Annotated in this window: 13 protein-coding genes; 12 read left to right on the top strand and 1 reads right to left on the bottom strand. The window is 42.2% G+C overall.

Annotated features, from left to right (window positions below):
* The first annotated feature begins 377 nt into the window (after window positions 1–377).
* Window positions 378–1,535, top strand: a complete 1,158-nt coding sequence (gene purT / locus ACQKL0_RS00285) for a phosphoribosylglycinamide formyltransferase 2 (protein ID WP_427685663.1) — start codon at window positions 378–380, stop codon at window positions 1,533–1,535.
* Between the two features lie 82 nt (window positions 1,536–1,617).
* On the opposite strand, the gene ACQKL0_RS00280 is transcribed toward purT, so the two are convergent.
* Window positions 1,618–2,949, bottom strand: a complete 1,332-nt coding sequence (locus ACQKL0_RS00280; RefSeq protein WP_402989898.1) for a CitMHS family transporter — start codon at window positions 2,947–2,949, stop codon at window positions 1,618–1,620.
* Between the two features lie 403 nt (window positions 2,950–3,352).
* Between ACQKL0_RS00280 and ACQKL0_RS00275 the strand changes: the two genes are divergently transcribed.
* The 11 genes from ACQKL0_RS00275 to ACQKL0_RS00225 all read left to right on the top strand — a co-directional run bounded on the left by ACQKL0_RS00275 (window position 3,353) and on the right by ACQKL0_RS00225 (window position 14,393).
* Entirely contained in the window at window positions 3,353–4,210 is an 858-nt protein-coding gene (locus tag ACQKL0_RS00275; protein WP_402871202.1) for a LysR family transcriptional regulator, read from the top strand.
* A 158-nt stretch (window positions 4,211–4,368) separates the two neighbouring features.
* Window positions 4,369–5,877 (top strand): FAD-dependent tricarballylate dehydrogenase TcuA, encoded by a 1,509-nt coding sequence (gene tcuA, locus ACQKL0_RS00270; protein ID WP_427685661.1) that lies wholly within the window; start codon window positions 4,369–4,371, stop codon window positions 5,875–5,877.
* 91 nt (window positions 5,878–5,968) lie between these two features.
* On the top strand, window positions 5,969–6,739 hold the full coding sequence (locus ACQKL0_RS00265; RefSeq protein WP_407407045.1) for a class I SAM-dependent methyltransferase: 771 nt from the start codon (window positions 5,969–5,971) through the stop codon (window positions 6,737–6,739).
* 66 nt (window positions 6,740–6,805) lie between these two features.
* Window positions 6,806–7,933: an AbrB family transcriptional regulator gene (locus tag ACQKL0_RS00260; protein ID WP_407407043.1), complete on the top strand. Its 1,128-nt coding sequence runs from the start codon at window positions 6,806–6,808 to the stop codon at window positions 7,931–7,933.
* Window positions 7,934–8,260: 327 nt separating this feature from the next.
* Window positions 8,261–9,637, top strand: coding sequence for an alkaline phosphatase (locus tag ACQKL0_RS00255; RefSeq protein WP_427685659.1), 1,377 nt, complete (start codon window positions 8,261–8,263; stop codon window positions 9,635–9,637).
* Between the two features lie 18 nt (window positions 9,638–9,655).
* The gene (locus tag ACQKL0_RS00250) at window positions 9,656–10,303 is read left to right on the top strand and encodes a DUF4352 domain-containing protein (RefSeq protein ID WP_427685657.1); all 648 of its coding nucleotides are present in this window, start codon (window positions 9,656–9,658) and stop codon (window positions 10,301–10,303) included.
* 107 nt (window positions 10,304–10,410) lie between these two features.
* Window positions 10,411–10,563: a YpzG family protein gene (locus ACQKL0_RS00245; RefSeq protein WP_402871217.1), complete on the top strand. Its 153-nt coding sequence runs from the start codon at window positions 10,411–10,413 to the stop codon at window positions 10,561–10,563.
* A gap of 279 nt (window positions 10,564–10,842) precedes the next feature.
* Window positions 10,843–11,217: a nucleotide excision repair endonuclease gene (locus ACQKL0_RS00240; RefSeq protein WP_427685655.1), complete on the top strand. Its 375-nt coding sequence runs from the start codon at window positions 10,843–10,845 to the stop codon at window positions 11,215–11,217.
* A gap of 191 nt (window positions 11,218–11,408) precedes the next feature.
* Window positions 11,409–12,656: a flavin-dependent oxidoreductase gene (locus ACQKL0_RS00235; protein WP_427685653.1), complete on the top strand. Its 1,248-nt coding sequence runs from the start codon at window positions 11,409–11,411 to the stop codon at window positions 12,654–12,656.
* Between the two features lie 11 nt (window positions 12,657–12,667).
* Complete coding sequence (locus ACQKL0_RS00230) at window positions 12,668–12,964, top strand: Dabb family protein (protein WP_402871224.1); 297 nt, start codon at window positions 12,668–12,670, stop codon at window positions 12,962–12,964.
* Between the two features lie 82 nt (window positions 12,965–13,046).
* Window positions 13,047–14,393, top strand: coding sequence for an MFS transporter (locus ACQKL0_RS00225; protein WP_427651791.1), 1,347 nt, complete (start codon window positions 13,047–13,049; stop codon window positions 14,391–14,393).
* Window positions 14,394–14,405: the final 12 nt, after the last annotated feature.

The following is a 14,405-nucleotide window of genomic DNA, read 5'->3' as shown; positions in this document are numbered from 1 at the left end:
CCTTTTAACGCTAGTATTGGCCCCGCCTACGCCGAATACTTTGACGGCCACGCATGCCATCCAACCTACTTACATTATAATAGAAAGCGCTTACATTTTCAAAAAGTATCGTAGTACAAATTTCGACATGTATAAGATATCACTCCTCCATTCTGTAAAGAACGGTGCTGATTTCACTGAGCGTACTTGGCATTCCGTCCTCCAATCAAATGGTATCTTCCTTTGTTTATAAAGATTTATGATTAAAAAACAAAATATTTTATATGGAATCAAGGATTTTAGAGGGAAATTAAAATAAAAAGCGAATGAAATATGTTTTTATTAGTATATAGTTCGTATATAATGGTTTTGAACACATGGAGGGGGAGAAGTGGAATATGTATAGAACAAAAAAGGTTTTATTATTGGGTTCAGGAGAATTAGGCAAGGAAGTCATCCTGGAAGCTCAGCGGCTTGGTATTGATACCGTTGCAGTTGATCGATATGAACATGCACCTGCCATGCAAGTGGCCCATCAAAGTTATGTGATTGATATGTTGGATGAGAAGCAGCTTAGGGAAGTCGTTGAAAAAGAACAACCTGATTTAATCGTGCCGGAAATTGAGGCCATCGCCACTTCCGAATTGCTTAAATTGGAGGAAGAAGGGTTCGCGGTTATCCCAACGGCAAGAGCGGCTAAATTGACGATGGATCGTGAAGGAATTAGAAGGTTGGCCTCTGAAACGCTAAAGTTACCAACGGCAGCTTATCGATTTGCCAATACATATGAAGAATTTGTTTCATCTGCTACAGAAATCGGTTTTCCTAATGTCGTGAAACCGCTAATGAGTTCTTCTGGTAAAGGGCAAAGCGTTTGTCGTTCAAAAGATGATTTGGAAGCCTGCTGGAAAATAGCGATGGAAGGTGGCCGGGTCCAAAATGGAAGAGTGATCATTGAAGAGTTCATTCGCTTTGATTCGGAAATTACGTTGCTAACTGTCCGTGCCGTTAACGGAACGATGTTTTGTGCACCAATCGGTCATGTCCAGGAGGGCGGGGACTATATAGAATCTTGGCAGCCACATGCTATGACGGAAGGACAAATCATCGAAGCAAAAAGGATTGCCAAGAAGATTACAGATGAACTTGGTGGATATGGATTATTTGGAGTGGAGTTATTCCTTTCAGGGGATAAGGTCTATTTCAGTGAAGTCTCCCCACGTCCGCATGATACAGGATTAGTAACATTGGTCACCCAAAACCTATCGGAGTTTGCCCTTCATGCCCGTGCGATTCTAGGATTCCCGATCCCTGAAATCACACTGATCACCCCAGGAGCAAGCCGTCCCTTGAAAGCACCGGTTGAGTTATCAGAATATTCTATAGTCGGGGTAGATAAAGCCTTGGCTCAACCGAATACCCAGGTGCGCGTTTTCGGAAAACCGGTCACGAAGGTTGGCAGAAGGGTTGCTGTTGCATTATCCACAGCTGATTCTGTCGAAACGGCGAGGGAAGCCGCAACCCGTGCACTGAGTTACATGAAGGTTGAAAAATAAAACACAAAAGCACTCCAGGAATGGAGTGCTTTTGCTTAAGGATTATTATTGGTAGATGGATGTAATAGTTAAAAAATGTGTATCACATGAAGGATATGGCCCCTGTCAATATCGCCAATCCAGTGAGAATCAGGGATGAAAGAATGGCCCATTTTAAAGCAAAACGTTGATGGTCACCTATATCTTTCCCAATCATGCCGACTAATAAGATGGTCGAAGCGACTAATGGACTCATTAAGTGAACGGGTTGGCCCAATATGGAAGCCCGGGCAATTTCAATAGGGGCAATCCCATACGCGGAGGCCGCTTCAGCAAGGATGGGCAAGACTCCAAAATAATAGGCGTCGTTTGATAATACAAAAGTAAAAGGCATACTGGTAAACGCTACGATTAAAGGGAAGAAGGCGCCTAAAGATTCCGGAATGATGGAAACCAAGGTGTTGGCCATTGCGTCCACCATTTTTGTTCCGGATAAAATTCCAGCAAAAACGCCAGCTGCAAAAACAAGGATGACCACGATTAGAGCGTTACCTGAGTGAGCTAGCATCCGTTCTTTTTGCTTCTCTAAGTCTGGGTAATTTATCAGCAGGGCAAGGATGAAGCCAATCAGAAACAATACGGGAGCAGGCAGTAGGTTCAGTATAAGAGTAGTCATGATGGATAGGACGATCAAGAGATTTACCCACAATAACTTAGGCCTTTTAATATCGCTTTCTTCTTTAATGAGAGTGTCCTCTATAGTAGCGGCAGTCTCAGATTGAGCGATAGAATCCTCTTCTGCGTATGGGAAAGGGATACTTCCAAGCCGTTTGCGTTCTTTTTTTCCAAGTAAAAAAGCAATGAAGGTCACCCATAAAGCTCCCCCGATCATTGTTGGTATGAGGGGAACGAAGAATTCTGAAGCATCAAGACCCAAAACAGCTATGACCCGTGTAGCGGGGCCTCCCCATGGTGTCATGCCACTCATTACACTTAAGGAGAGCATAGCGATAGTGGCCATTATCAAAGGATTCATGCCAATTCGTTTATAAAGAGGAAGCATGGCTGAAACCACGATCATATATGTGGTTGTGCCATCCCCATCTAATGCTACCATGAGGGATAGAATGGCTGTCCCTATCGCAATTTTGACAGGGTCCCGTTTAACGATCTGTAATATTTTTGCGATAAGCGGGTCGAATAACCCAGCATCGATCATCACTCCAAAAAACAATATAGCGAATAATAATAAAGCGGCTGAAGGTGCAACGAGCTTTATCCCCTCAAGCATCATGGGACCGATATCAGAAGCAAAGCCACCAATTATAGCGAAAATGATAGGTATAAGTGTTAAAGCCACAATCGGTGACATCTTTTTGGTCATAATCAAATATGTAAAGATAGTAACCATGGAAACTCCTAATATAGTTAGCAATGGACGGTTCCCCTCCTTTTGAATACGCTTACAATAAAGACTTTTCTTGATTGATTATTCAGAAAATTAATTTTAAAAATTCCTATTTGTATCACCTCAATGTTGTTATTGGTTATCTTTGTTAAATAGTAATACAGGAAAGTTAATAAGTTAAATATATATTTTTTTCGATTTGTCATTAAAAAAGTTTATAACCTATGTACATCATCACAATCTTAAGGGGAATGTCAGGGGTTCTTTTTTGGTACCTAAAGGAGGAAGTAACGCTAAAGCATACTAAACTATTTAGGCTTGGAAGAAGTCGAAAGAGAGGAAAGGGTATTCGATAAACTCATAAATTCAATGTATACTTTCTTTAATATCTTATAAATACAAATTATAACATTAGAAAAGGCGGGTTCGAATGGATGAAAAGGATTGGATTTTCTTAAACATACTTCATGAGGAGAAAAGCATTACACGCACGGCAGAACGACTATATATATCGCAGCCAGCTTTAAGCTATCGATTAAAGAATATAGAAGCAGAGTTTGGCGTAGCTTTATTTTTCAAGACGAAGAAAGGAATCGATTTTACCTCTGAGGGCGACTATATAGTCAAGTACGCCGAGGAAATGCAAAGGAAATTGCAACAAACGAAAGACCATGTGATGAATATGAATGATGGAATCAATGGAACGTTGCGTTTAGGTGTTTCCAGTAATTTTGCACGGTATAAGTTGCCTGAAATCTTGAAAAGATTTTCGAAGCAATATCCAGATATACAATTTAATTTAAATACGGGATGGAGTACCGAAATCATGAGCCTCCTGGATTCATCAAAGGTACATGTGGGGATCGTGCGGAACAACTATCAATGGAAGGGAGAAAAGTCCCTATTATCCCAAGAGAGGTTATATCTGATTTCGAAAAGAGAGATTACGATAGAGGAGCTGCCGAGCTTGCCGTTCATTAATTATCATACCGACAACTCATTGAAAAATTTAATCAGTGATTGGTGGCATGATCAGTTTTCGTCTCCACCTCGTATCACCATGGAAGTAGATAAGCTGGAGACATGCAAGGAAATGGTCAAAAATGAATTAGGGGTGGCAATAATCCCGGAGATGTCTCTACAGCCCAATGATTTTCTACATAAGTTATGCTTAAAAGATAAACAGGGAACACCTTTGCAACGGAACACGTGGTTAATGTACGATGCCAATTTTTTAAATCTTTCGGTAGTAAAAGCTTTTGTGGATTTCCTTGTTAAGGAAAGATAATAAAACGGGCTTAGGGATATGGAATGACTCCATCCTAAGTCTTTTTTTTGTTTGGTTATAAATATTTTTTATCGACTTAAGCTAAATTTATATATTTCATTTATTTTTTGAAGTGTATTAAGCTTAGCTCAAGTAAAAAATTGTTAGGAGGAAGATATATGGTTCAATCTAATTTCGATATAATAGTAGTAGGAGCGGGAAATGCCGCTTTATGTGCAGCTATAGCAGCTAGAGAAAAAGGCGCAAGCGTACTAGTACTCGAGCGAGGACCGAAGCAAAAGAGAGGTGGAAATTCATTCTTTACGGATGGAGCCATTCGCACTGCTTATAATGGTCTGGATGATATCAGAAAAATCATTCCTTCTATCACTGACGAGGAAGCCGAGAAAATTCATGTGCCCGTTTATAGTGAAACAGAATACTATGATGATCTCATGAGGGTTACGAAAGGACAGAGTGATCCTCAATTGGCGAAGCAATTGGTTACTCAATCCTATAAAACCATTCAATGGATGCAGGGCCATGGCATTGAATTTGAACTGAATTATGAAAATCAATCTTTTGAAAAAGACGGCAAACGGATATTTTGGGGTGGTCTTCCGTTAAAAACCAATGATAAAGGTGTAGGGCTGATTAGAAAACTGAATGAACGTGTGATAGAACTTGGCATAGAGGTTTGGTACGAGACGCGCGCTACCGAGCTGAAGCTCGAGAATAATCAGATCAAGTCAATCGTTGTACAGCAAGAAGGCAAGGAGCTAACGATCAATACGACAAGCATCGTTTTAGCGTGTGGAGGATTTGAAGCAGATAAAAAGCTACGGAGCGAATTTATCGGTGAGGAATGGAATGCGGCTATTGTGAGAGGAACGGAATATAATACTGGAGAAGGGTTAACTATGGCTTTGGCGGTAGGAGCACAGAAATATGGGCAATGGTCCGGCTGCCATTCAATTGGGACGGATTATAATGCTCCAAAAGTCGGTGATTTTACGAAACCAGGAGACATCTTCAAAAAACATTCTTATCCTTTAAGCATCATGCTTAATAAAGATGGAAACAGGTTTGTCGATGAGGGTGCGGATTTCCGAAACTATACATATGCCAAGTATGGAAGGGAAATCTTGAAACAGCCTGATCATGTAGCCTATCAGATTTATGATTCTCAGGTGCGACCGTATCTGCGTAAAGAGTATGACCTTGAAGAGGCTACCATTTATCAGGCGGATACGCTCGAAGAACTTGCTAATTTGCTGCCGGTCAATCAAGCACAATTCTTGAAAACGATTGAGGAGTATAACCATTCTGTACAAGAAGGAAATTATAATCCTACGGAAAAAGACGGTAAAGGAACGGATGGAATTACCCCACCAAAATCAAATTGGGCACTTCGCATTGAACAAGGTCCATTTTATGCTTTCCCGGTAACATGTGGAATCACTTTTTCGTTTGGTGGAATACATGTCAACACGGTAGGCGAGGTATTGAATGAAGAGGAAGCACCTATTGCAGGACTGTTCGCTGCGGGTGAAATGGTCGGAGGGATTTTCTACGAAAACTATCCAGGCGGATCTGGGTTAATGTCAGGTTCTGTATATGGTAAACTTGCAGGAACATCTGCCGCTTCGTATGCCTTGGAAAACCGAAGAGACACGGTTACGCAGTAAAGAATATGAAGATAAGGAAGCCGACTTTTTCTATATTAGAAAATTCGGTTTTCTTTATTTGGAAAGGAAGCGAGAAGAAGGAGGTTTTAAGATGGGAGAAAAAGATCAAGTTCTTTCCCAATTTGGGAAAAACGCTGCCAACTATGTGACGAGCAAAACGCATGCGAGTGGAGAAGATCTGGATTTACTTATAAAGATCGTGGAAAAGAACAGAAAGGATAACCTTTTGGACATCGCAACGGGAGGCGGTCATGTGGTCAAAGCTTTAGCTCCACTATTTAAACAAGTGACCGCTCTTGACTTGACCCCTGAAATGTTAGAGAAAGCAGAGAAATTCATCACCTCAAATGGCATTGGAAATGTATCGTTTGTTCAAGGAGATGCCGAGCAGCTCCCTTTTTCCGATCAATCATTTGGGACGGTTACATGTCGGATTGCACCCCACCATTTCCCGAACATAAACCGATTTGTAATGGAGTCAAACCGGGTCTTAGAAAGAAATGGCCTTTTCCTTCTAATAGATAACGTTGCAGCTGAAAAGGATGAATACGATCACTTTTATAACTATATAGAAAAGAAAAGGGATCCTAGCCATTACAGGGCCTATAAAAAAACTGAATGGATTTCACTTATTGAAAACACAGGCTTTATTATTGAAAGTTTTACGACATTCAAAAAAAAGTTCGAATTTAAGAAGTGGTGTGAAATGATGCAGCTTCCTGAAAAGGATCAAAATGAATTGATGGCCTATATGATTGCGGCTGAAAAGGAAACAACCGATTTTCTTTCAATCGAGGTTGTTGAAAACCAAGTTCTCTCTTTCCAAGGGCAGGCGATGTTATTAGTGGCAAGGAAAGAGTGAACAGGTATATTCGTTTCTTTGAGATTTGTACGAAAAGATGAAAAATAAAAGTGGGAAGGTCATCGAATGGAGCGATTAGTAGATACAATGAAAGGCATTTGGCTAGTGATACTATGCGGCCTAGGAGGGGCTTTTCTGGCGTCAACGGGATTATCCATCGGATGGATGATCGGATCCCTGTTGATGTCCGCCCTGCTTTCTTTTTGGAAGCCAGCTTTCTTGAAGTTACCTGATAGTCAATCGAATAGCATGCAAATTTGGTTAAGAACAGGACAATGCCTGCTTGGCATTGAATTGGGCTTACAACTCAACCTTTCCGTGTTGAGAATATTCATGGAAAATAGCATCACGATCATCATTGTCTTGGCTTTATCGTTGTTGTTTTCTTTAGGCTCCGGTTTTCTTTTGTACAAGTTATGTAAAATGGATATGCTGACGAGTTTCTTTTCTACGGCACCGGGAGGTCTTTCAGCTATGCCAGGAATGGCTCAGGAAGCAGGGGCCAATACCGGAGTTGTGACGATCATACAAACCATCCGGATTTTTTTGGTTGTCATGATTGTACCTTTTTTTGTACTTGGAGCTAATCCATTAGCCTCGACTCCGGCTCGTTTTTTCGGTGGGGTGGAAAGTTTTAATAAAGTTGAAATAGGATGGACGCTTGTGCTGGCTCTCGCTGCCTGGGGTGGTTTCCATGTCGGAAAAATCCTCAAGTTACCTGCGCCGTGGCTAGTAGGCAGTATGTTGACGGTTGCATTTTTTCAAGCTTCCGGTTCACTGATTGCCGGGGTGGATTTGATTGCCTGGTGGCCAGATAGCATCATGATTGTTTCACAAATTATGATTGGGGCAAGTGTGGGATCCAAGTTCAATAGGGGAATGTTCGTAGGAATGAAAAAAATTCTGGTCGTCTCTTCATTAAGTACCGTTGCTTTTATATTCATGATGATCCTTTGTGCATATATCGATTCCAGAATGACTGGAATGTCCTTTATGACTACTTCATTGGCCTTTGCGCCTGGAGGAGTTGCGGAAATGACCGCCACTTCGGTTGCCCTCGAATCCGACCCGATGTTTGTCGTTGCTGTTCAGGTACTCAGGGTGTTGATGGTGTATGTGACTTTGCCGCCATTATTTAAATTACTGAATCAACGAGCGATGCAAAAAAATGGACATCCCGATTTATCAGCATAGTGTTTACGCTATCAATAATTATGTTTTGACCGATGACGCCCAGCCCCAGGCGAAGGCTAAGAATAATCCAGCATGGACTGCCTCTTTTGGGACGGTCTTTTTTTAGTGTGTGCTTTCTTTCATGAACTGGAAGACTTCTTTTGAAGTGGCGGAATTTGTCTTTGTTGTAGCAGTCCCCTGAACCTATTCATTCTCTACCTATTTTTCTTTTCTTTACTATTCATTTACATAACCCCCCCATATATTTACACTCCCTTCACAGTAGGTTCATCTTCATGCGGTATATTTTAACTGAATCATCCATTAAATCAGTAGGAGGTCGTTTTCTTGAAACGTTCATTCAGTAAAAAGATTTTGCCTGTTGCCATCATTTCCGCATTAGCTCTTGGAAGTCTTACATGGTCGGTCACAAACAACGATGTCCTGGCAAAAGGAAAGCCTAAGAAAGAACCGGAGATTAGAAACGTCATTTTCATGATAGGGGACGGAATGGGTGTCTCTTATACATCCGCCTATCGGTATTTAAAAGATAGACCTTCTACGACGGTGGCTGAAAGGACGGCATTCGATCCATACTTGGTGGGTCAGCAGATGACATACCCAGAAGATCCGACACAAAATATCACGGATTCCGCTTCTGCAGCAACCGCGATGTCAGCCGGGGTGAAAACGTATAACGCAGCAATCGCAGTCGATAACGATAAGACAGAAGTGAAAACGGTATTGGAAGCGGCTAAGGAAAGCGGGAAATCAACCGGTCTTGTCGCCACATCGGAAATTACCCACGCCACCCCAGCATCATTCGGTGCACATGACGAAAATAGGAAAAACATGAATGGAATTGCTGATGATTATTACCGGGACCTAATAGACGGTCAACATAAAATCGATGTCCTTTTGGGTGGAGGCCAATCGAATTTTGTCCGGCCGGATGTCGATTTGACAAAAGCGTTCAAAAAAGATGGATATAGTTATGTTACCGATAAAAAGCAGCTCTTAAAGGATAAAAATAAACAGGTGCTTGGGTTGTTCGCTTCAGGAGGTTTGCCTAAAATGATTGACCGCACCAATGAAACGCCTTCTTTGGAAGAGATGACGGACTCGGCGATTCAACGCCTGAATAAAGATAAAGATGGATTCTTCTTGATGGTGGAAGGAAGTCAAATTGATTGGGCTGGCCATGATAACGACATTGTCGGGGCGATGAGTGAAATGGAGGATTTTGAAAAAGCCTACAAGGCAGCCATCGAGTTCGCGAAAAAAGATAAACATACCTTAGTTGTCGCTACGGCTGACCATTCCACGGGAGGGTTCTCAATCGGAGCGAAGGGAGTCTATAATTGGTCCGGTGAGCCGATTAAGGCTGCCAAACGGACACCTGACTTCATGGCGGATGCCATCGTAAAGGGTGAGGATGTTGAAAAAACCTTGAAAAGGTATATTGATCAAAAGAAAGTGAAGCTTACGAACGAGGAAATCCAATCCGTCAAGGATGCTACAACAAGTAAACATGTTACGACGATTGATAATGCAATCGAAGCCATTTTTGATAACAGGTCCAATACGGCTTGGACTACCGGGGGACATACGGGGGAAGATGTGCCCGTCTATGCATTCGGGCCCTACAAGGACCGTTTTGCCGGACAGGTCGATAACACGGATCATGCCACGATCATCTTCGACTTATTAAATAAAGGAAAATAAAACGCTGGGAGGGATTCGGTGAACAAACTACTTTTTGGTGCCTTTTTATTAACCACATTTGGTGCACTTAATACGCAGCCAGCTTTTGATGAAAAACCAAACGTAATAGAAAAGACAGAGGAAAAGGAAGAACCATTGGTGAAGAAGGATGTCTATGTTCCTAACCCCCAGTTACCGGATGATCGTGATTTGAAACAAGTCGGCCAACAGGTTTCCGATTCACGAGGCGAATTGACAGTAAAAGAATATAAGCCGATAAATGAAACCGTGAAGGTCGGGCCAATCACGGTAGAAATGAAGGATATCAAGGTGATGCATGTGGTTCCGGATTATAGCATGATTGACTTCTTTCATGGTTACACCCATGAACACGCATTCGATATCGTGAAAATGAATGTGAAAGTCCATAATCCTACCAATGCGGACGCCAAGATTTCCCCGGTCGCTTTTCTTGAGACGGATGGTGGAGAACATTTGACTTGGGAAGATGATATTTACCTGGAGAATTTGAATGGGCATATAAAAGCGAAGGGCTCAAAGCAAGGGAATATCGGGTTCATCCTCAAAAAGGAAGATGTGAGGAGGATTTCGGTTCTGACCAGTGATGCCGTAAATGGTGAAGGGAAAGTGCTTTCGAAAGGGAAAAAGGTAGAATTTTCTTTTTAAGAAGTAATGTATGTTTACTCGTCCCCAATCCATACTAAAACTGTGATAGGAACCTCCTATTACTTTGAAAAGAAATATCCCAATCTTTTACGATGAGGTGATACAACATGAGTTATAAAGATCAATTAGATCCACATTCTCAAAAGTTTCACCATAATTGGACAAGACCTAAGCGTTCGAAGTCTCAAGTAAATGGCCATACGGAAGTATCGCAAACGAACATTATACTAAGAAGCAATGCGAAGGCCCACAGGTGGTAACGGATATTTCTGATCATGGAGAAGGAGACTCGTAACGGGTCTTCTTCTTTTCCTTCCTTATAAAAATACAAGGGTCCATTGCCTTTTACTGAACCGCTATGTTCATGCCATGGCTTTTCCGCCAAAATTATGATACCATCTACTTTTAAGGACATGGTAGAGCAAGTGTTGGAAAGAGCTTGAACAAGCCCATTATATTCCACTAGAACATAGTGTGATTTATCCATATGACTATTTCCAGCACTCACATACATATACAAATAGAGGACGTGACTTTTGATGATTAATATTAAAATCCCAGCAGCGGCTATCAGCATTAAACAAAGAAAACAAGTGATTGAGGGCGATGAAGCCATCATCCCGGAAATCTTCGGATTCATTGATTTCCATTTGATTCCCCGTGATAAGGGCGGCATCATCATGTTTTATAATGAGAAGGACGAGTTGATCTTTGTCGGAAAGGCACGTAAATTAAGACAAAGAGTCAAAAAGCATTTCGAGGATAATGTTTCACCGATTAAAGAACATCGTAATGAAGTGAAAAAAATTGAGGTTATCATCGTAGAAGATGCGATGGAACGTGAAATCTATGAAACGTACATCATCAATACACTTCATGCTAAATACAACATTGATAAAGTATTTTATAAATAATAGGAAAGCTGATTGCATGCGCAATCAGCTTTTTTATGCGTAGAAGCAGATTTACAGGTAACACTTCCTTATGATCCTATGAAATTTTATTGCATAATCCCAGAATTTATATTGCTAAACTGGAGTTTTGTGACATAATTAGAATAATTAAAATATTTGAATAACTTATCAGGTCATTTGGAGGGGTTTCTGTGTCAAAAGTGAATACGGCAATTATTGCTGGTGGGGGCATCGGCGGGCTTGTTACTGCCCTTAAACTTCACCGCGTTGGTGTATCAGTGCAAGTTTTTGAAAGTGTACAAACGATAAAAGCATTGGGAGTGGGCATCAATCTTCTTCCACATGCTGTACGGGTCCTTACGGAGCTTGGATTAGGGGAAGAACTTCAGAAGATTGGACTGCCTACGGCCGAGTTGAGTTTTTTCAATAAATACGGTCAACAAATTTGGCAGGAACCGAGGGGGCTGAATGCAGGATATCGGTGGCCGCAATATTCCATCCATCGTGGAAGTCTGCTGATGCTGCTACTAAAAGCGGTCAAGGAAGAGTTGGGGGAAGACTCGGTCATAACCGGTCACCATCTATCTTCATTCCAACTGTTCGATGATTGCGTGGAAGCTCAATTTGTGAATAAAAAAACAGGGGAAAATCTAGGGGCATATAAAGCAGACATCATGATTGCAGCAGATGGCATCCATTCCACAGTTCGAAAATTCTATTATCCGAATGAAGGTGACCCTAAATTCAGCGGCCGGATTTTATGGCGTGGCATCACAGAATCGTCATCTTTTTTAACCGAGAAGACAATGATCATGGCTGGCTATCAAGACCAGAAATTCGTTGCTTATCCTGTCGATCCTTTGGCAGAGAGTGGTCGTTCGCTTATGAACTGGATTGCGGAGTTGACGATTGAAGGGGAGGCGCCTTCCCGAAGTGATTGGAATCGGAAAGTAGAGAAGGAAGTCTTTGCCCAAGCTTTCGCCGATTGGGATTTTGGATGGTTGAATGTACCTAAATTAATAGAGGAAACGGAGTCCGTTTTCGAATTCCCAATGGTCGATCGCGATCCTCTTCCACGCTGGTCCTTTGGCAGAGTCACGTTGCTTGGTGATGCCGCACATCCGATGTACCCAATTGGTTCCAATGGAGCTTCCCAGGCGATACTGGATGCGGATGCGTTAGGGGAAGCCATTTTAAGTGGATTACATGCAGAAGCGGCTTTATGTGCTTATGAAGAATCACGTCTTGAGAAGACGGCGGCCATCGTGCTGGCCAATCGTCAGAATGGACCGGAAGAGGTCATGCAGATTGTCGAGGACCGGGCTCCAGAGGGATTCGATCATTTACATGATGTCATATCACAACAGGAACTAGAGGATATTGCCAATAAATACAAACAAATTGCCGGTTTTGACCGTCATGTTTTAAATAGCAGATAAGGGTGAGCAGAATGGTTGAACATATTGTTTTGGTTAAGTTAAGTGATGATGTAACAGATGATCAAGTGGATGAATTGATTTCTAGGACTCTGGCTCTAAAAGATGTTATACCAGGTTTACTGGATATCCAGCAAGGAAGGAATTTTGCGGGGCGCAGTCAAGGGTACGAGATAGGCATGACTGCCAGATTTGAGGACAGGACGGCACTTGAAGCATACTTGCCGCATCCATCGCATCAAGCGATTCTTGCCTATTTAGAAGAGATTGGACTTGAAGATTTAATTGTGGTCGACTTTGATACTAATTGATTAAAGGTGCGTGTCATACGCATCTGTCTGTTCTTTTGCTTTTGTGCTTCAACGTACTAAATAGAGGGAAGAAGGTGTAGGATTGAGGACAGTCCATGCTGGTGAAACGATAGATAAAAGTCGTTTTAACCTGTTTCACTTACTATTAATTTTTTGGGGTTTTTTCATTATCCTGGTCGACGGTTATGATGTGGTCATCTATGGTTCAATCGTTCCTTCATTGATTGAGGAGTGGTCCATATCATCGGTGACAGCGGGAGCAATCGGCAGTTATACGGTAATGGGTACGGTTGTCGGAGCGGTCTTTTTTGGCTACTTGGCCGATAAGGTTGGACGTAAGAAAATCATCTTATTTTGTACGGCTCTCTTCAGTCTTTTTACTGCTTTATCCGGGGTGGCTGGTGGACCAGTCTTGTTCACCGTTTTTCGTGTCATTTCAGGAATCGGACTGGGAGGCGTGATGCCGAACGTGATTGCCCTGACAACGGAGTACGCACCGAAAAAGATTCGGAGTGCGATGATTTCCTTTGTATTCTGTGGGTATTCAGTCGGAGCGATTGCAGCCGCCCTAGCCAGCCGTGCCATACTCCCGGAATTTGGATGGAGGCCGATTTTCTGGATTGCGGGTTTGCCGCTATTGATCCTACCCTTTATAGCTAAAGCGATTCCAGAGTCGGCGGTCTTCCTATTGGAAAAAGGGAAAAACGAGGAAGTAAAGCAGATTCTTAAGAAAGTCAATCCAGAGTTAAGTTTGAATGGGGAGACAAGACTCGAAAGAACGGAAGCACCTGAACAAGGTTCAACCATTGTGAAATTATTTGAGAAAAAACGAGGGTTCAGTACAATCATGTTTTGGATTTCCTGTTTCAGCTGCTTTGTCCTGATATACTCGATGAACACGTGGCTGCCGAAATTGATGATCCAGGCAGGGTATAGTTTAAGTTCTAGTTTGCTATTTGTTGCGATGATGAATGTCGGTGCGATCGTCGGAACGATTGCGTTCGGTCCGCTTACGGATAAACTAGGTTTCAAAAAAGTCATGATTCCCCTGTATGTATGTGGAGCCATTGCCCTTGCAAGCATCGGTCTTACACAAAATGCGGTGCTTGCCTATATATTGATTGGTTTCATCGGTGCATCGTCGGTCGGGGTGCAGAATATAAGCAACGCGATGGTATCACAATATTACCCACCTTCCATGCGCTCCAGTGGCGTGGGGGCATCGATGGCGTTCGGTCGCCTAGGTGGGATTTTTGCACCAACTTTTGTAGGCATCCTCTTAACGATGAACCTGCCAGCTCAAATGAACTTTTCCTTGATTGCAATCGCTGCGGTAGTAGGAGCGATCGCCATTGCTTTCGTTCAGGAAAAACATGCACATTATAGCATGGCCGGAGAAGGTCAACCCGAGGAGAAGCGGGCCGTTTAAATCATGAGACAA

The organism is Peribacillus sp. NPDC097264 (assembly GCF_050277925.1).
Lineage (GTDB): Bacteria > Bacillota > Bacilli > Bacillales > DSM-1321 > Peribacillus.
The sequence above is the reverse complement of the archived record's forward strand: the minus strand, read 5'-3'. Positions and strand labels throughout refer to the sequence as shown.

Coding starts and splice junctions, on each gene's coding strand:
- purT (WP_427685663.1), top strand. CDS start 378: ATGTATAGAACAAAAAAGGTTTTATTATTGGGTTCAGGAGAATTAGGC.
- ACQKL0_RS00275 (WP_402871202.1), top strand. CDS start 3,353: ATGGATGAAAAGGATTGGATTTTCTTAAACATACTTCATGAGGAGAAA.
- tcuA (WP_427685661.1), top strand. CDS start 4,369: ATGGTTCAATCTAATTTCGATATAATAGTAGTAGGAGCGGGAAATGCC.
- ACQKL0_RS00265 (WP_407407045.1), top strand. CDS start 5,969: ATGGGAGAAAAAGATCAAGTTCTTTCCCAATTTGGGAAAAACGCTGCC.
- ACQKL0_RS00260 (WP_407407043.1), top strand. CDS start 6,806: ATGGAGCGATTAGTAGATACAATGAAAGGCATTTGGCTAGTGATACTA.
- ACQKL0_RS00245 (WP_402871217.1), top strand. CDS start 10,411: ATGAGTTATAAAGATCAATTAGATCCACATTCTCAAAAGTTTCACCAT.
- ACQKL0_RS00240 (WP_427685655.1), top strand. CDS start 10,843: ATGATTAATATTAAAATCCCAGCAGCGGCTATCAGCATTAAACAAAGA.
- ACQKL0_RS00230 (WP_402871224.1), top strand. CDS start 12,668: ATGGTTGAACATATTGTTTTGGTTAAGTTAAGTGATGATGTAACAGAT.